The sequence below is a fragment of the Pseudonocardia sp. ICBG1293 genome (assembly GCF_020131355.1).
In the GTDB taxonomy this organism is placed as follows: domain Bacteria; phylum Actinomycetota; class Actinomycetes; order Mycobacteriales; family Pseudonocardiaceae; genus Pseudonocardia.
Genome location: NZ_JAHLEL010000009.1, coordinates 208,433 through 233,870 on the forward strand (window position 1 = coordinate 208,433; position 25,438 = coordinate 233,870).

Here is a 25,438-nt window from a genome sequence, read left to right on the forward strand (position 1 = left end):
TCGGCGACCCGATCCTGAACATGGCCGTGTTCGGGGTGTTCGTCCTGGCCACCCTGGGGCTGGTCTACCGGGTCAGCCACCGCGCCGACACCCCGGACGACTACTACGCCGCGGGCGGCGGCTTCGGCGGCGCCCAGAACGGTGTGGCGATGTCCGGCGACTTCCTGTCCGCCGCCTCGTTCCTCGGGATCTCCGGGGCCATCGCGATCTACGGCTACGACGGCTTCGTCTACTCGGTCAGCTGGGTCGTCGCCTGGCTCGTCGCGCTGCTGGTCGTCGGGGAGGGGCTGCGCAACACCGGCCGGTTCACGATGGGCGACGTCATGGCCTACCGGCTGCGGCAGAGCCCCGTCCGGGCCGCGGCGGCGACCTCGACACTGATCATCTCGCTCGTGTACATGGTCGCCCAGATGGCGGGTGCGGGCAGCCTGATCGCGCTGTTGCTGGACATCCACTCGGTGGCCGGCCAGTCGGCGATGATCGTGCTCGTCGGTGTCGTGATGCTGGCCTACGTGCTGCTCGGCGGGATGCGTGGCACGACCTGGGTGCAGATCGTCAAGGCGGTGCTGCTGCTGACCTGCGTCGCCGCACTGGCCGCGTTCGTGCTCGGACGGTTCGGGCTGAACCTGTCCGAGCTGTTCGGGGAGGCCGCGGAGGTGAGCCCGCTCGGCGGTGCGCTGCTGGAGCCCGGGGGCTGGTACGGCGGCGGGCTCGCCCAGCGGATCGACTTCCTGTCCCTGGGGCTGGCGCTCGTGCTCGGCATCTCCAGCCTCCCGCACGTGCTCATGCGCTTCTTCACCGTCCCGGACGCGGTCCAGGCGCGCCGCTCGGTCACCTGGTGCTCCTGGCTGATGGTGGTCTTCTACCTGTGCATCCTCGTGGTCGGGTTCGGCGCGGCCGTCGTCGTCGGCCGGGACCGGATCCTCGCCGCGCCGGGCGGGGCGAACTCGGCCGCGCCGCTGCTGGCCTACGAGATCGGCGGCACCGCGGTGCTGGGGTTCGTCGCGGCGGTCGCGTTCGCGACGATCCTCGCGGTGGTCGCGGGCCTGACGCTGACCGCGTCGGCGTCCTTCGCGCACGACGTGTACGCCTCGATCCTGCGCCGTGGCCGGGCCGAGCCCGCCGACGAGATCAGGGTCGCCCGGCGCACGGCGGTCGTCATCGGTGCGGCGGCCATCGTGGGCGGGGTCGTCGCCCGGGATCTCAACGTCGCGTTCCTGGTGTCGCTGGCGCCGCGTCGGCGAACCTGCCGACGATCGTGTTCGCGTTGTTCTGGCCCCGCTTCGCGACCCGCGGCGCGCTGTGGAGCATCTACACCGGTCTGGCCGGCTCGGTGCTGCTCATCGTGTTCTCGACGACGGTCAGCGGCACTCCGTCGTCGCTGTTCCCGGGGGTTGACCTGGCGTGGTTCCCGCTCACCAACCCGGCGATCGTGTCGGTGCCGCTGGCCTTCCTCGCCGGCGTGCTGGGGACGCTGACCTCGCGCAGGGCGGACGACCCGTACCTCGCCCGGGAGATGGCGGTCCGGTCGGTCACCGGGCTGTCCTGACCGGGCCGTCCTGACCGGGCCGTCCCGGCCGGCCGGGACGGGGGAGCGGTCGCGCGGACCCGCGCGACCGCCCGTCGTCTAGTGCCCGGCGGCCTTCGCGCGGTCGTAGGACGCCTTGATCTCGCGCTCGGCGTCGGCCCGGCCGACCCAGGACGCGCCCTCGACACTCTTGCCCGGCTCGAGGGTCTTGTAGATCTCGAAGAAGTGCTGGATCTCCGCCCGGTCGAACTCGGCCAGGTGGTGGATGTCGCGCAGGTGCTCCTGGCGGGGGTCGTCCGACGGGACGCAGAGGACCTTGTCGTCGCCGCCCTTCTCGTCCTTCATCCGGAACATGCCGATCGCGCGGGAGCGGATGACGCACCCCGGGAAGGTCGGCTCCTGCACCAGGACCAGGGCGTCCAGCGGGTCCCCGTCCTCGCCCAGGGTGTCGTCGATGAACCCGTAGTCGGCGGGGTACTGGGTGGCGGTGAACAGGGTGCGGTCGAGCCGGATACGTCCGGTCTCGTGATCGACCTCGTACTTGTTCCGGCCGCCCTTGGGGATTTCGATGGTGACGTCGAAGTCCACGGTTCGTTGCTCCTTGAAGAGGGTCAGCGGTCTGGTGTCACGGCTCCACCGGATCGCGGGCGGGGCCGCCGGCCCCGCCCGCTCCGGCGGTGCCGGTGCTGCCCCCTAGTGTGAGGGACCGGGTGGGCACGGGTGCACGCCGGTGAGCGCGGAGCGGGCCGATGTGTCCCGCGTCGCACCGCCGTGCGGGCAGGCCGTCCGCCGGACGAGCAGGTACGGGAGGGTCCGTGGGACGCAGGCATCGCCGGCCGGAGCGCAGCTACCGGCGGTTCGCCGTGGTCGCGGTCGCGGTGATGGCACTGGCCTCGCTGTTCGGCGCCGTCGCACTGGCCGGGCCGGACGCCCGCAGCTCGTTCGGGCTCGGCAGCACCGCCACCCCGTACCCGCCGGTCCCGATGCCCGCCCTGCGTCCGCTCACCCCGACCGCGCCGGTGCCCAGCGCCGCCGGCATCACCGAGGCCCTGTCCTCGCAGCTCGACGCACCCGAGCTCGGAGAGGTCACCGGGGTGGTCATGGACTCGGCCGCGCCGCGCGGGGTGCGGCCGATCTGGGAGCGCGACGGCGACCGCGCGATGGTCCCCGGGTCCACGACGAAGCTGCTCACGGCGGCGGCCGCACTGCTGTCGCTGAACCCGACCGACCGGCTCGCGACCCGGGTCGTGCCGGGCCCGACCCCGGACTCGGTCGTCCTCGTCGGGGCGGGCGACCCGTCGCTCACCGCGCTCCCGGACGGCCAGGACGGGCTCTACCCGGAGCCGGCCCGCATCGCCGACCTCGCCGACCAGGTCCGCAAGGCGGTCGGCCGCCCGATCACGACCGTCTACACCGACACCAGCCTGTGGACGGGCCCGGCCGAGTCCCCGGGCTGGGGCCCCACCGACGTCGCCGACGGCTACGTCGCGCCGATGTCGGCGCTGATGCTCGACGGCGGCCGTACCGACCCGCAGCAGCAGGACGGCCCGCGCAGCACCGACCCGGCCGCGGCGGCGGGCCGGGCGCTGGCCCGCGCGCTCGACGCCTCCGACGTCCGCGAGGGCGTCGCCGCGGCCAACGCGCCCGTGCTGGGCAGCGTGTCCTCCCCGCCGATCGCGAGCCTCGTCGAGTACATGCTGACCGCCTCGGACAACGTCACCGCCGAGGCGATGGCCCGCCAGGTCGCGGTGTCCAAGGACGGCGAGGCCTCGTTCGACGGCGCGTCCAGGGCCGTCACGGAGGCCCTGGTGCAGGCCGGCTACGACGTGTCCGGGCTCCAGCTCGCCGACGGCAGCGGCCTGTCCCGGGACAACCTGATCCCGGCCCGGCTGCTCGGCGCGGTGCTGTCCTCGGCCGCGGCCCAGTCCGACAGCCCCACCGACGTGCAGTTCCTGCGCCCGATCCTCACCGGGCTGCCGGTCGCGGGCGGCGGTGGCACGCTCGCCGACCGGTTCGGCGACCCGCGGTCGGTGGCCGGTCGCGGCGTGGTCCGCGCCAAGACCGGCACCCTGTCCGGCGCCTCCAGCCTCGCCGGTGTCGTCACCGACGTCGACGGCAGGCTGCTCGTCTTCGCGCTGCTGTCCAACGGCACCTCGCCCGCCGACGCCCGGCCCGCGCTGGACCGCATCGCGGCGACCCTGTCGCGCTGCGGCTGCCGCGGCTGACCCGGTCTCGCGCCCCCGCCCCCGCGGGTAGCGTGGGACGCATGGAGACCGACACGACCGGCCCGGTCACCGGCGCCGGACCCGCCCGTCCCGGCGCCGGGTTGCCGGTGAACTGGTCCCTGGCCGCGTCGACGGCGGCCTCGCTGATGCCCGCGGGCCCCCGGACCACCCCGGCGGTGGCGGGCGCGCTGGTGGACCGCCTGCGCACCGACTCCGCCCGCGCCGAGGGACACGTCCGCGAGGTCACCGGGCTCGGGGCCGACCTGCCGCTGCTTCCAGCCGACGTGCTGGACCGGCCCGCCTGGGCGCGGGCCGCCGTCGGGGGGATGGAGGCGCTGACCTCCGGCGCCCGGCTGCCCGACTCGCCGTGGCCGCTGCGTGCGGTCACCGCCGCCGGCTCCGGGGTCCAGCTCGGCGCGCTGCTCGCCTACATGGGCGCCCGGGTACTGGGCCAGTACGACCCGTTCGGTGGCCCCGGCGGGGCGGGCCGGCTCATCGTCGTCGCCCCGAACGTCTACGCCGCCTCGCGCTCGCTCGACGTCGACGGCGACCAGTTCGGCCTCTGGGTCTGCCTGCACGAGGCCACCCACCGGCTCCAGTTCACCGCGGTGCCCTGGCTGCGCGACCACTTCGCCGGGCTGGTCACCGAGCTGCTGTCCCTGCAGGAGCCGGACACCGCGCGGCTCGCCCGGCTGCCCGACGCGATCCGCGCGCTGCGCGGCGAGGACGACCGCAAGGCCGACGTGCTCGCCCTGGTCGAGCTGCTGCAGGGCCCCGAGCAGCGGGCCGTGCTCGACCGGCTGCTGGCCCTGTCCACGCTGCTGGAGGGCCACGCGGACCACGTCATGGACGCCGTCGGGCCGGACGTGGTCCCCGACGTCGCGCTCATCCGGCGCCGGTTCACCGAGCGCCGCCGCGGCGGCGGGCTGATCGACCGGATCCTGCGCGCGCTGCTCGGGGTCGAGGCGAAGATGCGCCAGTACGCCGTCGGCGCCGCGTTCTGCCGGGCGGTCGAGCGCGAGGCCGGGATGGCCGGGATCAACCGGGCCTGGGAGTCGCCGCAGACCCTGCCGACCCGCGCCGAGCTGGACGACCCCGCCGCGTGGCTGCGCCGCGTCGGCTGACCGGACCGGATCCGTCCGGGGCCGCGGCGGGCCGGGTCCGGCGTGCGGTGCGGGCCGCGCTGCAGCGACTGCCCGGTGACGCGGCGGCCGCTCCGCCGCTGGTCGGCTGCTCGGGCGGCGCCGACTCCACCGCGCTGCTACTCGCCGTCCGGGAGGCGGTCGAGGGGCCGGTGCACGCGGCCGTCGTCGACCACGGGCTGCAGGACGGGTCCGCGGAGCGGTCGGCCGAGCTCGCCGCGTGGCTGCGGGGACTCGGGGTGGCCGCGGAGGTGCACCCGGTCGTCGTCGGTGCCACGGGCGGGCCGGAGGGCGCGGCCCGGGCCGCCCGGTACGCGGCGCTGCGGGCGGCGCGGCCGTCGCCGTCGTCGCCGGTGCTGCTCGGACACACCCTCGACGACCAGGCCGAGACCGTCCTGCTGGGACTCGGCCGGGGCTCCGGGGCCCGATCGTTGTCCGGGATGCGGGAGTGGTCCGAGCCGTGGTCGCGCCCGCTGCTGGGGGTGCGCCGGGCCGACACCGTCGCGGTGTGCGCCGCCGCGGGCGTCGAGGTCTGGGCCGACCCGCACAACGGCGACCCCCGCTTCGCCCGGTCCCGGCTGCGCCACGAGGTGCTGCCGCTGCTGGAGGAGGTCCTGGGCGGTGGGGTCGCGGCCGCGCTGGCCCGCACCGCCGACCAGCTCCACGACGACGACGCCGCCCTCTCCGCCGCTGCCGCCCGGTTGCTGGTCCCGGCCCGGGTGGCCACGGACGGTGAGCGGGCGGCGCCGGCGGGGACGCCGGCGCCGGGTGATCCCGGTGACAGCGGACCACCACGGGGTGCCGTCCCGGTGGACCCCACCGACCCCGTCGCGGGGGCCGGTGGGGGTGTCGACTGCGCGCTCGACGTGGCGGTACTGGCCGGTGCCGAGCCCGCCGTACGACGCCGGGTCCTGCGGGAATGGCTCACCGGGGCGGGCGTGCGCGCGCTCACCGACGCGCAGCTGCGCGCCGCCGACGATCTCGTCGGGGCCTGGCGGGGGCAGGGCGGACCCGCGCTGGGCGGCGGCTTGGAGCTGACCCGCGCCCGTGGCAGGCTCGTGCTGCGCCGCCGCAGCCGGCCGCGTGACCGGGCGTGACCGCGGGCCCGGTGAAGGCGTCGACCGGGCCGTCACACGGTCCGTGCGAGGGGGTCGGGTGTACGACGGGGACATCTCCTCGGTGCTGGTCACCGAGGAGCAGGTGCGCGAGAAGACCGCGGAGCTGGCGCAGCAGATCGCCGGGGACTACGCCGATCTCGTGCGCGACGGCCGCGAGTCCGACCTCGTGCTGATCGGCGTCCTCAAGGGCGCCGTCATGTTCATGACCGACTTCGCCCGCGCGCTGCCCATCCCGGCCCAGCTGGAGTTCATGGCGGTCAGCTCCTACGGCTCGTCGACCTCGTCGTCGGGGGTCGTGCGGATCCTCAAGGACCTCGACCGCGACATCGCGGGGCGGCACGTGCTGATCGTCGAGGACATCATCGACTCCGGGCTGACGCTGAACTGGCTGCTGGGCAACCTGCAGACCCGCTCGCCGGCGTCGCTGGAGGTCGTGACGCTGCTGCGCAAGCCGGACGCGGTGAAGGTGGACGTGCCGGTCCGCTACGTCGGATTCGACATCCCGAACGAGTTCGTCGTCGGCTACGGCCTCGACTACGCCGAGCGCTACCGCGACCTGCCCTACATCGGCACGCTCGACCCGTCGGTCTACGCCTGAGGACCGGCCCGGCCGCGGCGGCTCAGCCGAGACCGGGCCCGGCCGGGGTCGCCAGCGCCCGCGGGTCCACCCCGGGCGGGGCCGCGGTGAACGCGGGTCCACCCGCGAGCGCCAGGCCGGCGGGGCCGTCGGTGCGCGTGGCGTAGTCCAGCGCCCTGCCCAGGTCGGTGTACTCGACGCTGGGCAGGTCGTCGGTGGTGGTGAGGCTGGACAGCACCCCGATCGCGCGGCCCTGGGCGTCGAGCAGCGGGCTGCCCGACTCCCCGGCCACCCCGTCCTGCACGGCGAAGACCGCGTGGCCCCAGCCGCCGCCGACCTCGGCGGCGGCCGCGCCGGACCGCACCCCGACCGCCCGCCCGCCGTCGGCACCCGGCGGGTTGGTCAGGCCGTAGACCGGCGTGCCCGCGGGCAGCGGCACGGTGCGGACCCCGGCGGGACCGCCGAAGAACGGCACCGCGGACCCCACCGAGGGGCGGGCGCCGGTGGGGAGTTCGACGAGTGCGAGGTCGTTGTAGGCGCAGGCGTCGGGGTCGCGCTCCCCCCGGGCCTGCATGGTGTTCCACGAGCTCCAGGCCAGGGTCCCGGTGACCGTGCCGTCGCGGCCGTGCACGAGCACCGGCGTGCCCAGCGGCACCGCGTCGGAGGTGCAGCCGTCGGTCTCTGTCTCGTCGCCGGTGCCGCCGCAGTGCGCGGCCTGGCCGAGGAAGGTGCGCTCGCCCGCGGTGAACACGAACCCGGCCGTGCACAGGCCTGCCCCGGTGGTCTCGGTCACGGTGCCCGGTCCGATCGACGCGGGACCCGCCACGACGGCCGGGAACGGCGCCGGGTCGCCCGCCTCGGCCCGTGCGGTGGTGGCCGGCGGGGCGGGCGCGACCGGCGGGGTCGGCGCGGACACCGCGGGCGGCGCGATCGCGGGCACCGCGACGGCCGTCCCCGCCGGCATGGTGAACACCGCCAGTGCCGCCGCGGCGGCGAGACCGGTGGCGAGCACCGACACCGTCCGCCGGGGTCCGGCCACCGTGTCCCGTGCCATCCGATCGTCCCTCCCGACCCGCAGACCATCGCCGCTGGACCGGACGGAGCAGGCGCCGCTGCCCTCCGCCGCCGTCCGGGTACCGAGCGTGCTGCACAGTTGTCCCACACCACGGCGTCGCCGTGTGCGCCGGGACACCCCTGTGGGGGAACCGGGCAGGTCGTCGGTTCGTTCACCGAGCGGCCGCCCGCTCACCGGGCGGTCCGGCCAGGTCCGTCCGGAGCACTCCACCCACCGTGGGGCTATCCTGGCGGGTCAGGGCCCTCCGGCGGGGCGGTACACCGTCCGCCGCCGCTGCCGAGAACCACTCCCGGGAAGGTGAAGGCCACCCAGGCCGACGTTGCATGGACCGCAAGCGCCTGCTCCGCAACCCGCTGATCTGGATCCTCGTCGCACTCCTGATCTATCTGGGGTTCAGCCAGCTCTTCGACGACACCCGCGGGTACAGCGAGGTCGCGACGTCGGTCGCGCTCTCCCAGGTCCAGTCGGGGAACGTCAAGGACGCCCTCGTCGAGGACCGTGAGCAGCAGCTCCGGCTCACGCTCGACCGCCCGATCGAGGTCGACGGCACCGAGACCACCCAGATCCTCGCCCAGTACCCGGCGCAGATCTCCGGCCAGATCTTCGACCAGGTCCGCCAGGTCCCCGGGATCGCCGAGTACGACACCGTGGTCCGCCAGGACTCGTTCCTCTCCACGCTGCTGATCACGATGATCCCGCTGGCGCTGGTCCTGATCCTGCTGTTCTGGTTCCTGAACAACGCCCAGGGCGGCGGGAACCGGGTCATGAGCTTCGGCAAGTCCAAGGCCAAGCAGCTGAACAAGGACATGCCGAAGAACACGTTCGCGGACGTGGCGGGCGCCGACGAGGCGGTCGAGGAGCTCTACGAGATCAAGGACTTCCTGCAGAACCCGGGCCGCTACCAGGCCCTGGGCGCGAAGATCCCGAAGGGCGTCCTGCTCTACGGCCCGCCCGGCACCGGCAAGACGCTGCTGGCCCGCGCGGTGGCCGGTGAGGCGGGCGTGCCGTTCTACACGATCTCCGGTTCGGACTTCGTCGAGATGTTCGTCGGTGTCGGCGCCTCCCGGGTGCGCGACCTGTTCGAGCAGGCCAAGCAGAACGCGCCCTGCATCATCTTCGTCGACGAGATCGACGCGGTCGGCCGCCAGCGCGGCGCCGGCCTCGGCGGCGGGCACGACGAGCGCGAGCAGACCCTGAACCAGCTGCTCGTGGAGATGGACGGCTTCGACGCCCGCGGCGGCATCATCCTGATCGCCGCGACGAACCGGCCGGACATCCTGGACCCGGCGCTGCTGCGCCCGGGCCGGTTCGACCGGCAGATCCCGGTCGGTGCCCCCGACCTGGCGGGTCGCCGCGCGATCCTGTCGGTGCACTCCAAGGGCAAGCCCTTCGCCGACGACGTCGACCTCGAGTCGCTGGCCAAGCGCACGGTGGGGATGTCCGGCGCCGACCTGGCCAACGTGATCAACGAGGCCGCACTGCTGACCGCCCGAGAGCACGGGACGCTGATCAACGGTGCCGCGCTGGAGGAGTCGGTGGACCGCGTCGTCGGCGGCCCGAAGCGCAAGTCGAAGATCGTCTCCGAGCGCGAGAAGAAGATCACCGCCTACCACGAGGGCGGGCACGCGCTGGCCGCGTGGGCGATGCCGGACCTGGAGCCGGTCTACAAGCTCACGATCCTGCCGCGCGGGCGCACCGGCGGGCACGCGCTCGTCGTCCCCGAGGACGACAAGGGCCTCATGACCCGCGCCGAGATGATCGCGCGGCTGGTGTTCGCGATGGGTGGGCGCTCGGCCGAGGAGCTCGTGTTCCACGAGCCCACCACCGGGGCGTCCTCCGACATCGACCAGGCGACCAAGATCGCCCGCGCGATGGTCACGGAGTACGGCATGAGCGCCAAGCTCGGCGCCGTCCGCTACGGCCGCGAGCAGGGCGATCCGTTCCTCGGCCGCTCGATGGGCAACCAGGCCGACTACTCGCTGGAGATCGCCCACGAGATCGACGAGGAGGTGCGCAAGCTCATCGAGGCCGCGCACACCGAGGCGTGGGAGATCCTGAACACCTACCGCGACGTCCTCGACGACCTCGTGCTGGAGCTCCTGGACAAGGAGACCCTCAACCGCAAGGACCTCGAGCGGATCTTCGGGTCGGTGGAGAAGCGGCCGCGGATCACCGCGTTCGACGACTTCGGTGTGCGGACGCCGTCGGAGAAGCCGCCGATCAAGACCCGGCGCGAGCTGGCGCACGAGCGCGGCGAGGTCCTGCCGCCCGAGCAGGACGAGCGCACCCCGGTCGAGGTCGGCTCGGCCAACGGCTACGGCGACGCTCCCGGCACGCCGGGTGCCTCCCCGTTCCCGGCGGGCGGCCCGGTCCCGAGCCGGCCCGACGCGCCGGACGACGGCGGCTACGGCTCGGGCAACGGTGGTCACGGCGGCGGGAACGGCTCGGGCAACGGCGGGAACGGGCACGGTGCCCCCGGAAACGGTGCGCCCGGCAACGGCGCCCCCGGAAACGGTGCCCCCGGCCACGGCGCTCCCGGCAACGGTGCCCCGGGCAACGGGTACGGCGCCCCGGCGCACGGCTACGGCCAGGCCGGGTCCTACGGCGGCCCGGGCCGGCCCCCACCGCCCGCCGTCGCCCCGAACTACGGCGCACCGCCGGACTGGCGGCCCGCGACGACCCCCCAGGGGCAGAGCTGGCCGCCGCCGAACTGGGCGCAGCCACGGCACCAGGGCGGGCCCTCGTCCGGCCCGGCGCCGGGCAACGGCAACGGTGCACACGGCGGCGGCACGCCGGGCGGTGCGGAGGACCCCGGCGCCGGCGAGCAGCGGCGCGGACACGACCCGGAGGCAGGACACTGAGCACGTCGACGACGGACGGGCCCTCCGCACCGGTGGAGTCCGCCGCGGTGGCGGACGGGGCTCCCCGGGCCGTCCCCGGTGGGATCGACCTGGACCGGGCGGAGCGTGCGGTCCGGGAGCTGTTGATCGCGGTCGGGGAGGACCCGGACCGCGAGGGCCTCAAGGAGACACCGGCCCGGGTCGCGCGCGCCTACGGCGAGATCTTCGCCGGGCTGTTCGTGGACCCGGACACGGTGCTGGAGAAGACCTTCGACGAGGGTCACGGCGAGCTGGTGCTCGTCAAGGACATCCCGATGTTCTCCACCTGCGAGCACCACCTCGTGCCGTTCCACGGGGTGGCCCACGTCGGCTACATCCCGGCCGTCGACGGCCAGGTCACCGGCCTGTCCAAGCTGGCCCGGGTGGTCGACCTGTACGCCAAGCGCCCGCAGGTGCAGGAGCGGCTGACCGCACAGATCGCCGACGCGCTGGTGCGCAAGCTGAACCCGCGCGCGGTGATCGTCGTGCTGGAGGCCGAGCACCTGTGCATGGCCATGCGCGGGATCCGCAAGCCCGGCTCGCGCACCACGACCTCGGCGGTGCGCGGCCTGTTCAAGAGCTCGGCGACCTCCCGCGCGGAGGCGCTGTCGCTGATCAGGGGGCGCTGACGTGGTCGCCCCCGGCGGGGCGCTGCCCGAGCTCGGCCGCTGCGCGGTCATGGGGATCCTGAACGTCACCCCCGACTCGTTCTCCGACGGCGGCCGCTACGTCGACCGCTCGCACGCGGTCGCGCACGGCGTCGCCATGCGCGATGCCGGTGCCGACCTCGTCGACGTCGGCGGCGAGTCGACCCGGCCCGGCGCGGAGCGGATCGATGCGGACACCGAGCGGGACCGTGTCCTGCCGGTGGTGCGTGAGCTGGTCGCCGAAGGGGTGCGGGTCAGCGTCGACACGACCCGGTCCGCGGTCGCACAGGCCTGCGTCGAGGCCGGCGCGGCGATGGTCAACGACGTCTCCGGCGGCCTGGCCGACCCGCGGATGGCCGCGGTCGTGGCCGAGTCCCGGACGCCGTGGGTGATCATGCACTGGCGTGGGCACAGCGCGGGCATGCAGCAGCTCGCGGGGTACGAGGACGTGATCGGCGAGGTCCGGTCCGAGCTCGTCGCCCGGGTCGACCACGCCGTGATGGCCGGGGTGGACCCCGGCCGGATCGTGCTCGACCCCGGCCTCGGGTTCGCCAAGAACGCCTCGCACAACTGGGCGCTGCTGCGCCGCCTCGACGTGTTCGTCGACCTGGGGTTCCCGGTGCTGGTGGGGGCGTCGCGCAAGCGGTTCCTCGGGGAGCTGCTGGCCTCGGCCGAGGGACAGCCGCGTCCACCGTCGGGCCGGGACATCGCGACCGCGGCGGTCAGCGCGCTCGCCGCCAACGCGGGCGCCTGGGGCGTGCGGGTGCACGACGTCGAGGCCACGATGGACGCCATCGCGGTCGCCGCCGCCTGCCGGCTCGGCGCCTCGCGCGCCCGTACCCCACGGGAGACCGGCCGGTGAGCGACCGGATCGTGCTGCGCGGACTGCGGGTCCGCGGGAACCACGGCGTCTTCGACCACGAGCGCCGCGACGGCCAGGAGTTCGTCGTCGACCTGGTGGTGCACGCCGACCTCGCCCCCGCCGCCGCCTCGGACGACCTGGCCGACACCCTGCACTACGGCGAGCTCGCCGAGCTGGCCGCGGGCGTCGTCGGCGGCCCGGCCCGCGACCTCATCGAGGCCGTCGCCGGGGAGATCGCGCAGGCCGTGCTGGACTTCGACGCGCGGATCGCCGCGGTCGAGGTGACGTTGCACAAGCCGTCGGCGCCGATCCCGCTGACCTTCGACGACGTCGCGGTCGTCCTGACCCGGAGCCGGGCGTGACCCGCGCGGTCCTGTCCCTCGGTTCCAACCTGGGCGACCGGGCCGCGCACCTGCGCACGGTCGTCGCCGACCTGGGGACGGCGGTCGTGGCGGTGTCGCCGGTGTTCGAGACGGCGCCGTGGGGCGTCGTCGACCAACCGGACTTCCTGAACGCGGTGCTCGTCGCCGACGACCCGGCGCTGGACGCCCGGGGCTGGCTGCGCCGCGGACGGGCCCTCGAGGACGCCTCGGGGCGGGTCCGCGAGCAGCGGTGGGGACCGCGCACCCTCGACGTCGACGTCGTGCAGGTGACCGACGACGGCGCCCCGGTCGTCTCCGACGACCCGGAGCTGCTCCTGCCGCACCCGGGCACCCCCGAGCGGGCCACCGTGCTGCTGCCGTGGCTGCTCGCCGAGCCCGGCGCCGTGCTGCACGGGCACGGCCCGGTCGCCGACCTGCTGGACCGGCTCGGCCCGGACGGGACCGCGGGCGTGCACCGCCGCGACGACGTCGTGCTGCGGGCCCCGGCGTGACCGCGAGCGGGCCGGGCGGACGGGACGCCGGTCGCGGCCCCGGTGGTGACCCGCGCCCGACGGTGCGCCCGACCCGGGTCCGCGACGTCGCCGCGATCGCCGTGGTGGCAGCACTGCTGGGGAACATCGGGGTCCAGCTGACCTACGGGATGCTGCCGACGCTGCCGGTCGCGGCCGCGGTGGTCGTCGTGGTGCTCGCCGTCGCCGAGGTGGCGGGCGGGGTGGTGCTGCGCCGCCGGATCGAGCGCCGCAACGGCGCCGCCCCGGTGCCACCGCTCGTCGCGGCCCGGGCGGTTCTGGTCGCCAAGGCGTCCGCGATCGGGGGCGCGGTGGTCACCGGGCTGTGGGTGGGGGTGCTGATGCACACCCTGCCGCTGTCCCCGGTCGTGGTGGCCGCGTTCCGCGACAGCGTCGTCGCCGGGATCGGTGTGGTCAGTGCGTTGCTGCTGGTCGGTGCCGGGTTCTGGCTGGAGTACTGCTGCCGGGCCCCCGACGATCCGGACGACACCGACGGTGGGATCCGCACCGGCTGAGGCGCGTCCCCCGCGCGGGCGGGGGTGGTTCTCTACGCTGGACCGTCATGACGTCCCCGACGCTCGGCCGCCCGTACGCCCCGGTGCCGGCGCCGTCCGCGAAGCGGCGGGGCGTGCTGCTGCCGGTCGTGGGCCTGGTCGTGCTGGCCCTGCTCGCGGTGATCACGATCGGGGTGCTGCAACGGGCGATCGGGACGCCGGGGGTCGTCGTCGGCACCCTGGCGGCGCTGCTGCCCGTCGTGCCGGTGGTGGCGGCCTTCCTGTGGGTGGACCGTTGGGAGCCCGAGCCGCCCCGCATGCTGATGGGCGCGTTCCTGTGGGGCGCCGGGTTCGCCGCGCTGGTCGCCCTCCTGATCAACACCAGCGCCTCGGCGGTGCTCGACGCGGCCGCGGGGCGCGGCGCGGGCGACCTGTTCGGCCCGGTGGTGGTCGCCCCGGTCGTCGAGGAGCTCACCAAGGGGCTGTTCCTGGTCGGGCTGCTGCTGTTCCGGCGCCGTGAGTTCGACGGGATCGTCGACGGCGTCGTCTACGCGGGCATCGTCGCCGCCGGGTTCGCCTTCAGCGAGAACATCCTCTACCTGGGCCGGGCGGTGTCCGAGCCGGAGTCGGCCGGGGTGCTCGCGACGCTGTTCGTCCGTGGCGTCGCCTCGCCGTTCGCGCACCCGCTGTTCACCTGCATGATCGGTATCGCCGTCGGCATCGCGGTGACCAGCCGCAGCATCGGGGTGCGGGTGCTGGCGATGACCGCGGGCTACGTCGCCGCGGTGGTGCTGCACGCGTTGTGGAACGGTGCGTCGGTGCTGGCCGCGACGCCGGGTGGCTTCTTCCAGATCTACCTGTTCGTGATGGTCCCGATCTTCGTCGGGCTGATCCTGCTGGTGGTGTTCGCCCGCCGCCGCGAGGCACGGATCGTCGCCGCGCAGCTGCCCGGGTTCGCCGCCGCGGGCTGGATCGCGCCGAGCGAGGTGACCCTGCTGGCCCGGCTGTCCCGGCGGAGGGGCTGGCGCACGCTGGTGCGGCGCCGCTCCGGCCCGGCCGCGGCGAAGGCCGTCGCCGAGTACCAGTCGGCGGTGACCGAGCTGGCCTTCATGCGGAACCGGATCGCGCGCGGCGCGGTGCGGGAGAGCGCCCACGCGCTGCACGACGAGAAGCTGGCGGCGCTGCTGCGGGCCCGCGCCGTCGCCGTCGGGGTGCCGGAGGCGCTGGTCGCGGCCTGGGCGCGCAAGCGGCCGTCGGACTGGGAGCCGCCGCCCCCGGCGGCGCCGGACGGCAGCTTCTCCGGCCAGTTCCGCATCCCGACCTTCCCCGACGGCGGTGGCTCGGCCGCCTCCGCGGGGCCGGCCGTACCGCCGCTCCCGCCCGGCCCGGACACGCTCATGACCGCGGCGCCCTGGGGTCGCCCCGAGGGGCCGCGGGCCGCCCGGTGGTCGGGCGCGCCGCGGACCCCCGCTCCGCAGGCTCCCGCTCCGCACGCCCCGGCCCCGCACGCCCCCGCCGCGCCCGACAGCGGCGCCCGGCCCGTCGGGCCACGCGGTCCGGGAGGCCCGGGTCCGGCCGACGCGGAGGCCCTCTCCGGTGGTCCGGGCGTGCCCGGACGTCCGCAGGACCCGCCCCGACGTCCCGGTCCCGATGCCGGTGTCGGGCCCGGCCCGGTCTCCGGCACCCGCGGGGCGGGCTCGCCGTCGCTACGGCATCTGCCGTTCGACTCCCCGGTGTCCGGCCCCGCCACCCCGGCCCCGGGGGGACGTGACGAGCACCTCACCCGGCCCGTCCGCCGTCCGGAGCCTCCCGCCGCGGAGACCCGCGGCCGCCACCGCGACGACCCCGCCGACCCCGGTCCCACCCGCCCGATGCTCCGGCCGGACGACGACCCGGAGCACCCCACCGACCGGTGATCATGGCCCCGGCGGCCCCGGCGGCCCCGGCGGCCCCGGCGGCCTCGGCGGCCTCGGGATGGCGGGTGCCGCCCGGCGCCCATCGGGTGCGCACGGTCCCGGCGTGCCGGGTCCACCGACCGGCCACGGCGGGGACGGCTCCGGCGGGGACGGCTCCGGCGCGCGGCCCGCACCGCGGGGTGTCCCGCCGTCGCCAGGACGGGGGTGAGGCCGGTCTCAGGAGCGCGCCCCGCCACCGGAGCCCGTCTACCCTCGCGTCCGGCGCGCGGCAACCGGAGGTCGCGCCGACCGCGGATTGCCCGACCGGTACCCCACCAGGACCGGAGCGGGAGGAAACGGATTCTGGACATGGACTCTTCCGTCGACGCCGGTCGCCCCGCGCGGCTCGCGGTCGGGGTGGTCTCGGCCGGCCGGGTCGGCGCGGTGCTGGGCGCCGCGCTCGCCCGTGCGGGCCACCACGTCGTCGCCGCCTCCGGGGTGTCGCAGGCCTCGGTGCGCCGGGCGGAGACCCTGCTCCCCGGCGTCCCCCTGCTCCCGCCGGACGAGGTCTGCTCGCGCGCCGACCTGGTCCTGCTCGCCGTCCCCGACGACGTGCTGCCCGGCCTGGTGCGCGGTCTCGCCGCCGCCGGGTGCTTCCGGCCCGGCCAGATCGCGGTCCACACGGCGGGGTCGCACGGCGTCGCGGTGCTGGACCCGGCGACCGCGCAGGGGGTGCTCCCGCTGGCGCTGCACCCGGCGATGACCGTGACCGGCCGTCCCGAGGACGTCGACCGGCTCACCGCCTGCTGCATCGGGGTCACCGCCCCCGGCGACCCGGAGCACGGCGACCCGCGCGACGCCGTCGGCTGGAGCGTCGCCGAGGCACTCGTGCTGGAGATGTCGGCCGAGCCCGTCCGCGTCCCGGAGGCGGTCCGCCCGCTCTACCACGCCGCGCTCGTCCACGGCGCCAACCACCTGACCACCCTGGTCGGGGACTGCGTGCAGCTGCTGGAGGCCGCAGGCATCCGGCCGGCGGAGCGGCTGATCGCGCCGCTGCTGTCGGCCGCGCTGGACAACGCGCTGCGCCACGGTGACCGTGCGCTGACCGGGCCGGTCGCCCGCGGGGACGCCGGCACCGTCCGCACCCATCTGCAGCACATCGGCGACGCCGATCCCGACCTGGCGGTCGTCTACCGGGCACTGGCCGGGCGCACCGCCCACCGGGCCGCCGCCGCCGGGCTGCTCGGCCCGGACGGCGTCCGCGAGATCGAGACCGCACTGGAGGAGAAGTGAGCACCCCCGGCTCCACCCGGAACGGCTACGGCACCGGTCGGCTGACCGTGCACGCCGACCCGGCGAGGCTCGCCCCGGTCACCCGCGCGCTGCGCGGCGCGGGCCGCAAGGTCGTCCTCATCCCCACGATGGGCGCCCTGCACGAGGGCCACCGCGAGCTGATCCGGCACGCGAAGCGGATCCCCGGCGCCGTCGTCCCGGTCGTGTCGATCTTCGTGAACCCGCTGCAGTTCGGCGCGGGCGAGGACCTGGACCGCTACCCGCGCCCGATCGAGGCCGATCTCGACGCCTGTCGCGAGGAGGGCGTCGAGCTGGTGTTCACCCCGCGGCCCGAGGACATGTACCCGCCGGGGTCGCAGACCCGCGTCTGCGCCGGGCCGCTCGGCGACGAGCTGGAGGGCGCCTCCCGCCGGGGCCACTTCGACGGCGTCCTCACCGTCGTGTCGAAGCTGTTCCACATCGTCGGCCCGGACGTCGCGCTGTTCGGCGAGAAGGACTACCAGCAGCTGACGCTGATCCGCCGGATGGTGCGCGACCTGGACTTCCCGACCCGGGTCGTCGGTGTCCCGACCGTCCGCGAGACCGACGGCCTGGCCCTGTCCTCGCGGAACGTCTTCCTCGACCCCGAGCAGCGTCGCGCCGCCGCGGTGCTGTCCCGCGCGCTCGCCGCCGGGGCGTCGGTGTCGGTGCGCGGCCACGACGCCGTGCTCGCCGCCGCGCGCGCCGAGCTGGCCACCGAGCCCGGTGTCGACGTCGACTACCTGGAGCTGCGCGACGCCGACCTCGGCCCCGCGCCCGGACCGGGCGAGGGCGACGGCCGCCTGCTCGTCGCCGCCCGGGTCGGCACCACCCGCCTCATCGACAACGCACCCGTCGCGTTCTAGGAGAGCTGCCGTGTACCGTACGATGATGAAGTCCAAGATCCACCGCGCCACCGTGACGCAGGCCGACCTGCACTACGTCGGCTCGGTCACCGTCGACGCCGACCTGATGGCGGCCGCCGACCTGCTGGAGGGGGAGCAGGTCAGCATCGTCGACATCACCAACGGCGCCCGTCTGGAGACCTAAGTGATCACCGGTGAGCCCGGCTCGGGGGTCATCGGCATCAACGGGGCCGCGGCGCACCTGGTGCACCCCGGCGACCTGGTCATCCTGATCTCCTACGGCTCCTACGACGAGGCCGAGCTGCGCGGCTACAGCCCGCGGGTGGTGTTCGTCGACGCCGACAACCGGATCGCCGACCTGGGTGCCGACCCGGGGCACGCCCCGGAGGGATCGGGTCTGCTGACCAGCGCGGCGCGGTAGGGCCGGGCCGGTGCTGCTCTGCATCGACGTCGGGAACACCCACGTCTCGCTCGGGCTCTACCCCGACGCCGGGACGGTGGCGGAGGAGCTCGCCCCGGAGCCGGAGCGTCGCTGGCGGCTGCGCACCGACACCAGCGCCACCGCCGACGAGCTGGACCTGACCGTCACCGGGATGCTGGGCGCCCACTTCCCCGAGGTCACCGCGGTCGCCGCGCTGTCCACGGTGCCCGGGCCGTCCCGGGAGCTGCGCAGCCTGCTGTCGCGCTGGTCGGACCGGATGCGGACGCTCGTCGTCGGGCCGGGTGTGCGGACGGGGGTGCCGCTGCTGGTGGACCAGCCGCGCGAGGTGGGCGCGGACCGGGTGGTGAACTCGCTGGCCGCGCACCACCTGTTCGGTACCACCTGCGTCTGCGTCGACCTCGGGACCTGCACGAACATCGACGTGGTCACCGCGAAGGGCGAGTTCCTCGGCGGGGCACTGGCCCCGGGCATCGACATCGCGATGCAGGCGCTGGCCGAGCGGGCGTCGTCGCTGCGGCCGGTGGACCTGGTCGAGCCGCGCTCGGTGATCGGCCGGACGACGGTCGAGGCCGTCCAGGCCGGGGTGCTCTACGGAGCCGCCGGCCAGGTCGACGGGCTGGTCCGCCGGATCCTGGCCGAGCTGGGACCGGAGGCGCTGCCGGTCACCGTCATCGTCACCGGCGGCCTGGCCGAACTGGTGTACGGCCGGGCCGACACGATCACCCACCACGTGCCGGACCTCACCCTGCACGGGCTGCGGCTGACCCACCTGCGCCACCACCGCGCCCGCTGACCGTCTCAGGCGCGCCGGGCCCGCCACACGATGGTGCGCATCGGCATCGTGAACCGGCCGTCGGCGTCGGCGACCCGGTCCACGAGGAAGCCGCGTACGGCGCCGAACACCGCGTCGCGCTCGGCGGGGGTGCTGAGCAGCGACCAGGAGTGGGTGGCGATGTCGGCGAGGTGCTCCTCGACGCCGGTCGGCCGTGACCACGTGACCCGCTCCTGGTGGGCGTCGGTGAACCAGGGCTCCCCGGGGAGCCGGGCCGGTCCCCCGCCGCCCGCCGGATTGTCGGGTACCCGCCGTCCCTGCACGCTCAGCCCACCGAGCTCCCGGACCCACGCCACCTCGTCGTCGCCGGCGTTCCACAGCCCGGCCAGCACCCCGCCGGGGCGCAGCACCCGGGCGATCTCCGGCACGGCCCGGTCCAGGTCGAACCAGTGCAGGGCCTGCCCGACCAGGACGGCGTCGACGGCGCCGTCGGGCAGCGGGACCCGCTCGGCGGACCCCGAGCGGGCCTCGGCGCCGGGGCTGCGTTCGCGCAGCACCGCGAGCATCCCCGGGTCCGGCTCCACCGCGACGACGTCGAGCCCGCGCGCCAGGAGCGACCGGGTCAGCTTGCCGGTCCCCGCGCCGAGGTCGAGGACCCGCGCCGGCTCCGGATCGCCCCCGGACAGCGCCAGGTCGACGGCGGCGTCGGGGTAGGAGGGCCGGTGGTCGTCGTAGGCACGGGCGACGGCACCGAAGGCGCGCCCCCGGTCCACCGTGTCGTCGCTCACCCCTGCACGGTAGGCCGCCGGGGAACTCCCGTCCGGCGGGGGTGACGACGGGGGCCCGGGGGTACCGCCGATAGCCTGACCGGTCGTGAACACTCCCGGCACCCCGACCGACCCGGCGACCGAGGCCGACCTGCCCGAGCAGATGCGGGTGCGCCGGGCCAAGCGCGCGGAGCTGCTCGCCGCGGGCACCGACCCGTATCCCGTCGAGGTCCCCCGCACGCACACGTTGCGCCAGGTCCGCGAGGCCCACCCGGACCTGCCGGTGGACACCGCGACGGGCGAGACGGTGGCCGTCGCCGGCCGGGTGATCTTCGTGCGCAACACCGGGAAGCTGTGCTTCGCGACGCTGCGCGAGGGTGACGGCACCGAGCTCCAGGCCATGCTGTCGCTGGACCGGGTCGGGGCGGACGCCCTGGCGCGCTGGAAGTCCGTCGTCGACATGGGTGACTTCGTCGCGGTGCGCGGCGAGGTCATCACCTCCCGGCGTGGTGAGCTCTCGGTGATGGTCGACGAGTGGTCGGTCGCCGCGAAGTCGGTGCGGCCGCTGCCGACCGCGCACAAGGAGCTCTCGGAGGAGAACCGGGTCCGGCAGCGCTACGTCGACCTGATCCTGCGCCCGCAGGCCCGCGAGACGGTCCGCGCGCGGTCCACCGTGCTGCGGACCGTCCGGGAGGCGCTCACCGGCCGCGACTTCATCGAGGTCGAGACGCCGATGCTGCAGAACCTGCACGGCGGGGCCACCGCGCGCCCGTTCGTCACCCACGCGAACGCACTCGACTCCGATCTGTATCTGCGGATCGCGCCGGAGCTGTTCCTGAAGCGTTGCGTGGTCGGCGGTATCGAGCGTGTCTTCGAGCTGAACCGGGTGTTCCGCAACGAAGGCATCGACTCGACGCATTCGCCCGAGTTCGCGATGCTGGAGGCCTACCAGGCGTACGCGACCTACGACGACATGGCGGTACTGACCCGCGAGCTGATCCAGTCCTCGGCGCGGGCGCTGTTCGGTTCCACCACGGTGCGCCACCACGACGGCACCGAGCACGATCTCGGCGGCGAGTGGCGTTCGGTCACCATCCACGGATCGGTGTCCGACGCCGTCGGCCGGGACGTGACGCCGGACACCTCTCTTTCGGAACTGCAGCAGATCGCGCAGGACCACGACGTCGACATCACCGATTACCCGACGGCGGCACAGATCGTGCTGGAGCTGTTCGAGAAGCTGGTCGAGCACACGCTGCACGAGCCGACCTTCGTCCGCGACTTCCCGGTCGAGGTGCGTCCGCTGACCCGTGCGCACCGCGACGACCCGCGGCTGTCGGAGTCCTGGGACCTCATCGTGTTCGGGGTGGAGCTGGCCACGGCCTACTCCGAGCTGGTCGACCCGGTCGAGCAGCGGGAACGCCTGCACGCCCAGTCGCTCAGGGCCGCCGTCGGTGACCCGGAGGCCATGCAGCTCGACGAGGACTTCCTGCGCGCGATGGAGTACGGCATGCCCCCCACCGGTGGCATGGGAATGGGTGTCGACCGTCTCCTGATGACGCTGACCGGCCTCGGAATCCGCGAGACGATCCTGTTCCCGCTGGTCCGTGGGGAGTCCTGAACCGGTTCTGAACGCACATCCGACGACGCCCCCGCCCGCGAAGAGCGAGCGGGGGCGTCGTCTTTGTCCGACCCGGACGAGTGGTGTCGAAGGCGGTTCGCGGAATTCCACGTACCCAGGTCGACGCCACGAACATTTCTCGGATACGCTCTGATTCGAGTCGGAACCGGTCCCCGGTGGCTTCAGATTTGCGTCCTGCCATTGCACAGCGCAGTCGATGATGTCCGGCCCCGGTCCCTCACCATGAACGTGTTCGGCCATTCAGGGAGGCTGCGGAGATGGCGCAGATCAAGGAAGTCCGGCTCGTCGACGATCTGACCGGTGACGCGGCGGACGAGACGATCGAGTTCGGTCTCGACGGGCGCAACTACGAGATCGACCTGTCCGACGGGAATGCCAGGAAGCTGCGCGACGTGCTCGCCGACTACGTCGCGGCGGCCCGCCGGGCCGGCGGTGCGGCGCGCCGGCGCAGCAGCGGCTCCTCCGGCGCGGCGGCCCGTCGACCGTCGGTGGACCGCGAGCAGAACCAAGCGATCCGCGAGTGGGCCCGCAACCGCGGGATGAAGGTCTCCGACCGTGGCCGTATCCCGGCCGAGGTCCTCGAGGCCTATCACCAGGAGAACTAAGGACTACCTTACCCGCCGGGCCGGGGGAGGGGTACCGTCGCGACGGCCCCTTCCCCTCCGCGCCAGGGAGGCAGCCTCATGGCCCGCCCCGTCACCGATCTCCGGGTGCTCCGCACCGAACGCCTGAGCCCGCACATGGTGCGCGTCGTCGCCGGTGGCGACGGCCTGGCCGCGTTCCCCGACACCGGGTACACCGACCGCTACGTCAAGCTCCTGTTCCCGCTCCCCGGCGTCGACTACCCCGAGCCGCTGGACATGGACCGGGTGCACGCCGAGCTGCCGCGCGACCGGTGGCCCGCCCAGCGGACCTACACCGTGCGTTCGCTCGACCACGCCGCCGGCGAGCTCGTCATCGACTTCGTCCACCACGGCGACACCGGCCTCGCGGGCCCGTGGGCGGCCGCCGCCCGCCCGGGTGACCGGCTGCGGATGCTCGGCCCCGGCGGGGCCTACGCCCCGGACCCGGACGCCGACTGGCACCTGCTCGTCGGCGACGAGGCCGCGCTGCCCGCGATCTGCGCGGCGATCGAGCGGATCCCGGCCGGGCGTCCGGTCGTCGCCGTCCTGCAGGTGGACGCTCCCGGCGACGAGATCGCGGTGCCCGCGCACCCCGGGGCGGACCTCCGGTGGCTGTACCGCACCGATGCCGGGGGCGACCCGGACTCGGCGCAGCTGCCCGCCGCCGGCGCCGGTCTCGGGTTCCTCCCCGGGCGGGTGCACGCCTTCGTGCACGGCGAGGCGATCGCCGTGCGCGAACTCCGCAGGCATCTCACCCGCGAGCGTGGCGTCGCCAAGGACGACCTGTCGATCTCCGGCTACTGGCGCCGCGGGCGCGACGAGGAGGGGTTCCGGCAGTTCAAGGCGGCCGAGCGGGAACGCGAGGAGGCCGCCACCACGACCGGCTGACGACCGCCGGGAACACGGCAGGTGGCCCCCGTGTTACTGCGGGCACGTACCCCGGTGCACGTCAGGTGGAGGCGCCGGGGCCCCTTCGACCGATACAGTGGTATGAGGTCTCCCGTGAGGGTGGCCTGGCGCGGTGTCACGCGAGGGCGCAGTGTCGGTTCGGGCCGCCCCGGACCGTACGGAGATGCTGGTCGCGCCGTCAGTGAGGCGCAGCAGGCAAGGAGTGCGAATTGTTCGAGAGGTTCACCGACCGAGCGCGACGTGTTGTCGTCCTGGCCCAGGAAGAGGCCCGGATGCTCAACCACAACTACATCGGGACCGAGCACATCCTCCTTGGCCTGATCCACGAGGGAGAGGGCGTCGCCGCGAAGGCGCTCGAGTCCCTCGGTATCGCTCTGGAGGGCGTGCGACAGCAGGTCGAGGAGATCATCGGCCAGGGGCAGCAGGCCCCGTCCGGGCACATCCCCTTCACCCCCCGGGCGAAGAAGGTGCTGGAGCTGTCGCTGCGCGAGGCGCTGCAGCTCGGCCACAACTACATCGGGACCGAGCACATCCTGCTCGGTCTCATCCGCGAGGGCGAGGGCGTCGCGGCCCAGGTGCTGGTCAAGCTGGGCGCCGACCTCAACCGTGTCCGCCAGCAGGTGCTCCAGCTGCTGTCCGGCTACCAGGGCAAGGAGCCGCAGGAGAGCGGCACCGGCGGCCGTGGCGAGGGCACCCCGTCCTCGTCGCTGGTGCTGGACCAGTTCGGTCGCAACCTCACCCAGCAGGCCCGTGAGGGCAAGCTGGACCCGGTCATCGGCCGGGAGAAGGAGATCGAGCGGATCATGCAGGTCCTCTCGCGGAGGACCAAGAACAACCCGGTGCTGATCGGCGAGGCCGGCGTCGGCAAGACCGCCGCCGTGGAGGGCCTCGGCCAGGCGATCGTCAAGGGCGAGGTCCCGGAGACGCTGAAGGACAAGCAGCTCTACACCCTCGACCTCGGCTCGCTGGTCGCCGGTTCCCGCTACCGCGGTGACTTCGAGGAGCGCCTCAAGAAGGTGCTCAAGGAGATCCGCACCCGCGGCGACATCATCCTGTTCATCGACGAGATCCACACCCTGGTGGGTGCGGGTGCCGCCGAGGGCGCGATCGACGCCGCCTCGATCCTCAAGCCGATGCTGGCCCGCGGCGAGCTGCAGACCATCGGTGCGACGACGCTCGACGAGTACCGCAAGTACGTCGAGAAGGACCCCGCGCTGGAGCGCCGCTTCCAGCCGATCCAGGTGTCCGAGCCGTCGGTCGAGCACACGATCGAGATCCTGCGTGGTCTGCGGGACCGGTACGAGGCCCACCACCGCGTCACCATCACCGACGACGCACTGGCCTCGGCGGCGACGCTGGCCGACCGCTACATCAACGACCGCTTCCTGCCGGACAAGGCGATCGACCTGATCGACGAGGCCGGCGCCCGGATGCGCATCCGCCGGATGACCGCTCCGCCGGACCTGCGGGAGTTCGACGAGAAGATCGCGAACGTCCGCCGGGACAAGGAGTCGGCGATCGACGCGCAGGACTTCGAGCGGGCCGCGCACCTGCGCGACCAGGAGAAGACCCTGCTCGGCGAGAAGGCCGAGCGCGAGAAGCAGTGGAAGTCGGGTGACCTCGACGTCGTCGCGGAGGTCGACGGTGAGCAGATCGCCGAGGTGCTGGGGAACTGGACCGGCATCCCGGTGTTCAAGCTGACCGAGGAGGAGACGACCCGTCTGCTCAAGATGGAGGACGAGGTCCACAAGCGGATCATCGGCCAGGAGGACGCGGTCCGTTCCGTGTCCCAGGCGATCCGCCGTACCCGCGCCGGCCTGAAGGACCCGAAGCGCCCGTCCGGCTCGTTCATCTTCGCCGGCCCGTCCGGTGTCGGTAAGACCGAGCTGTCCAAGGCGCTCGCGAACTTCCTGTTCGGTGAGGACGACGCCCTCATCCAGATCGACATGGGTGAGTTCCACGACCGCTACACCGCCTCGCGGCTGTTCGGTGCCCCTCCCGGGTACGTCGGCTACGAGGAGGGCGGCCAGCTCACCGAGAAGGTGCGGCGCAAGCCGTTCTCGGTGGTGCTGTTCGACGAGATCGAGAAGGCGCACCAGGAGATCTACAACACCCTCCTGCAGGTGCTCGAGGACGGCCGTCTCACCGACGGCCAGGGCCGCACGGTCGACTTCAAGAACACCGTGCTGATCTTCACCTCGAACCTGGGCACCCAGGACATCTCGAAGGCCGTGGGGCTGGGCTTCTCCTCCGGCGGCGACGAGAAGTCGAACTACGAGCGGATGAAGACGAAGGTCAACGACGAGCTGAAGAAGCACTTCAGGCCGGAGTTCCTCAACCGCATCGACGACATCATCGTCTTCCACCAGCTCAACCAGGAACAGATCATCCAGATGGTCGACCTGATGATCGGGCGCGTGGAGAAGCAGCTGGCGAACAAGGACATGGGCATCGAGCTCACCGACAACGCCAAGAAGCTGCTGGCCCACCGCGGGTTCGACCCGGTGCTGGGCGCCCGGCCGCTGCGCCGGACGATCCAGCGCGAGATCGAGGACCAGCTGTCGGAGAAGATCCTGTTCGGCGAGATCGAGGCCGGGCAGATCGTCATCGTCGACGTCGAGGGTCTCGACACCTCCGCGGAGGAGGGCTCCAACGCCTGGTCGGACAAGGCCAAGTTCACCTTCCGCGGTGAGCGCAAGCCGTCCGAGCCGGTGCCGGACTCCCCGCCGACCGCTCTGGCCGGCGAGGAGTGAGCTAGAACCACGCACGACG

The 25,438-nt window shown here is 74.1% G+C and carries 21 protein-coding genes and 2 pseudogenes; 20 read left to right on the forward strand and 3 right to left on the reverse strand.

Going from position 1 to position 25,438, the window contains the following annotated elements; all coding sequences use genetic code 11:
• Window positions 1-20 precede the first annotated feature (20 nt).
• Window positions 21-1,549, forward strand: a pseudogene (locus KPF47_RS07505) (cation acetate symporter).
• A gap of 78 nt (window positions 1,550-1,627) precedes the next feature.
• On the opposite strand, the gene KPF47_RS07510 reads toward KPF47_RS07505, so the two are convergent.
• On the reverse strand, window positions 1,628-2,116 hold the full coding sequence (locus KPF47_RS07510) for an inorganic diphosphatase (RefSeq protein WP_224387794.1): 489 nt from the start codon (window positions 2,114-2,116) through the stop codon (window positions 1,628-1,630).
• Between the two features lie 227 nt (window positions 2,117-2,343).
• On the opposite strand from KPF47_RS07510, the gene dacB reads away from it, so the two are divergent.
• The 4 genes from dacB (at window position 2,344) to hpt (ending at window position 6,611) form a co-directional block, all read left to right on the forward strand.
• Complete coding sequence (gene dacB / locus KPF47_RS07515) at window positions 2,344-3,753, forward strand: D-alanyl-D-alanine carboxypeptidase/D-alanyl-D-alanine-endopeptidase (protein WP_224387795.1); 1,410 nt, start codon at window positions 2,344-2,346, stop codon at window positions 3,751-3,753.
• 146 nt (window positions 3,754-3,899) lie between these two features.
• On the forward strand, window positions 3,900-4,877 hold the full coding sequence (locus KPF47_RS07520; RefSeq protein WP_255659308.1) for a zinc-dependent metalloprotease: 978 nt from the start codon (window positions 3,900-3,902) through the stop codon (window positions 4,875-4,877).
• Window positions 4,874-5,992, forward strand: coding sequence for a tRNA lysidine(34) synthetase TilS (tilS, locus tag KPF47_RS07525; RefSeq protein WP_224387853.1), 1,119 nt, complete (start codon window positions 4,874-4,876; stop codon window positions 5,990-5,992). Before KPF47_RS07520 ends, tilS begins: the two co-directional genes overlap by 4 nt.
• Window positions 5,993-6,050: 58 nt before the next feature.
• The gene (gene hpt, locus KPF47_RS07530) at window positions 6,051-6,611 is read left to right on the forward strand and encodes a hypoxanthine phosphoribosyltransferase (RefSeq protein ID WP_020623080.1); all 561 of its coding nucleotides are present in this window, start codon (window positions 6,051-6,053) and stop codon (window positions 6,609-6,611) included.
• A 22-nt stretch (window positions 6,612-6,633) separates the two neighbouring features.
• Here the strand turns inward: hpt and KPF47_RS07535 are convergent, their stop codons facing one another.
• Window positions 6,634-7,644: a serine protease gene (locus KPF47_RS07535; protein ID WP_224387797.1), complete on the reverse strand. Its 1,011-nt coding sequence runs from the start codon at window positions 7,642-7,644 to the stop codon at window positions 6,634-6,636.
• Window positions 7,645-7,988: 344 nt separating this feature from the next.
• Here KPF47_RS07535 and ftsH point away from each other — a divergent pair, with 344 nt between their 5' ends.
• From ftsH to KPF47_RS07590, 11 genes and pseudogenes are all read left to right on the forward strand, one after another.
• Window positions 7,989-10,526 carry an ATP-dependent zinc metalloprotease FtsH gene (gene ftsH, locus KPF47_RS07540; protein WP_224387798.1) on the forward strand — a complete coding sequence of 846 codons (2,538 nt, stop codon included), beginning with the start codon at window positions 7,989-7,991 and terminating at the stop codon, window positions 10,524-10,526.
• A 32-nt stretch (window positions 10,527-10,558) separates the two neighbouring features.
• Window positions 10,559-11,173, forward strand: a complete 615-nt coding sequence (gene folE, locus KPF47_RS07545) for a GTP cyclohydrolase I FolE (protein WP_374108806.1) — start codon at window positions 10,559-10,561, stop codon at window positions 11,171-11,173.
• Window positions 11,174-11,222: 49 nt separating this feature from the next.
• Window positions 11,223-12,053, forward strand: coding sequence for a dihydropteroate synthase (gene folP / locus KPF47_RS07550; RefSeq protein WP_224387855.1), 831 nt, complete (start codon window positions 11,223-11,225; stop codon window positions 12,051-12,053).
• A complete protein-coding gene (folB, locus tag KPF47_RS07555; protein ID WP_224387799.1) occupies window positions 12,050-12,415 on the forward strand; it encodes a dihydroneopterin aldolase in 366 nt (121 codons plus the stop codon). The genes folP and folB overlap by 4 nt, the downstream gene beginning before the upstream one ends.
• Window positions 12,412-12,927: a 2-amino-4-hydroxy-6-hydroxymethyldihydropteridine diphosphokinase gene (folK, locus tag KPF47_RS07560; protein ID WP_224387800.1), complete on the forward strand. Its 516-nt coding sequence runs from the start codon at window positions 12,412-12,414 to the stop codon at window positions 12,925-12,927. The genes folB and folK overlap by 4 nt, the downstream gene beginning before the upstream one ends.
• Window positions 12,924-13,460, forward strand: coding sequence for a DUF3180 domain-containing protein (locus tag KPF47_RS07565; protein WP_224387801.1), 537 nt, complete (start codon window positions 12,924-12,926; stop codon window positions 13,458-13,460). Before folK ends, KPF47_RS07565 begins: the two co-directional genes overlap by 4 nt.
• 47 nt (window positions 13,461-13,507) lie before the next feature.
• Complete coding sequence (locus KPF47_RS39680) at window positions 13,508-15,355, forward strand: PrsW family intramembrane metalloprotease (protein ID WP_305080415.1); 1,848 nt, start codon at window positions 13,508-13,510, stop codon at window positions 15,353-15,355.
• A 348-nt stretch (window positions 15,356-15,703) separates the two neighbouring features.
• Window positions 15,704-16,627, forward strand: coding sequence for a Rossmann-like and DUF2520 domain-containing protein (locus tag KPF47_RS07575; RefSeq protein WP_224387802.1), 924 nt, complete (start codon window positions 15,704-15,706; stop codon window positions 16,625-16,627).
• Entirely contained in the window at window positions 16,624-17,511 is an 888-nt protein-coding gene (panC, locus tag KPF47_RS07580) for a pantoate--beta-alanine ligase (protein ID WP_374108807.1), read from the forward strand. Before KPF47_RS07575 ends, panC begins: the two co-directional genes overlap by 4 nt.
• Window positions 17,512-17,521: 10 nt before the next feature.
• A pseudogene (panD, locus tag KPF47_RS07585) lies at window positions 17,522-17,932 on the forward strand (aspartate 1-decarboxylase).
• Between the two features lie 10 nt (window positions 17,933-17,942).
• Window positions 17,943-18,746 (forward strand): type III pantothenate kinase, encoded by an 804-nt coding sequence (locus KPF47_RS07590; RefSeq protein ID WP_224387803.1) that lies wholly within the window; start codon window positions 17,943-17,945, stop codon window positions 18,744-18,746.
• 5 nt (window positions 18,747-18,751) lie between these two features.
• Here the strand turns inward: KPF47_RS07590 and KPF47_RS07595 are convergent, their stop codons facing one another.
• Complete coding sequence (locus KPF47_RS07595; RefSeq protein WP_224387804.1) at window positions 18,752-19,513, reverse strand: class I SAM-dependent methyltransferase; 762 nt, start codon at window positions 19,511-19,513, stop codon at window positions 18,752-18,754.
• A 142-nt stretch (window positions 19,514-19,655) separates the two neighbouring features.
• Between KPF47_RS07595 and lysS the strand changes: the two genes are divergently transcribed.
• The 4 genes from lysS to KPF47_RS07615 all read left to right on the forward strand — a co-directional run bounded on the left by lysS (window position 19,656) and on the right by KPF47_RS07615 (window position 25,419).
• Window positions 19,656-21,113, forward strand: coding sequence for a lysine--tRNA ligase (gene lysS / locus KPF47_RS07600; RefSeq protein ID WP_224387857.1), 1,458 nt, complete (start codon window positions 19,656-19,658; stop codon window positions 21,111-21,113).
• 278 nt (window positions 21,114-21,391) lie between these two features.
• Window positions 21,392-21,739, forward strand: a complete 348-nt coding sequence (locus KPF47_RS07605; protein WP_224387805.1) for an Lsr2 family protein — start codon at window positions 21,392-21,394, stop codon at window positions 21,737-21,739.
• A gap of 78 nt (window positions 21,740-21,817) precedes the next feature.
• Window positions 21,818-22,645 carry a siderophore-interacting protein gene (locus tag KPF47_RS07610; protein ID WP_224387806.1) on the forward strand — a complete coding sequence of 276 codons (828 nt, stop codon included), beginning with the start codon at window positions 21,818-21,820 and terminating at the stop codon, window positions 22,643-22,645.
• A gap of 230 nt (window positions 22,646-22,875) precedes the next feature.
• Window positions 22,876-25,419, forward strand: coding sequence for an ATP-dependent Clp protease ATP-binding subunit (locus KPF47_RS07615; RefSeq protein ID WP_062398450.1), 2,544 nt, complete (start codon window positions 22,876-22,878; stop codon window positions 25,417-25,419).
• Window positions 25,420-25,438 lie beyond the last annotated feature (19 nt).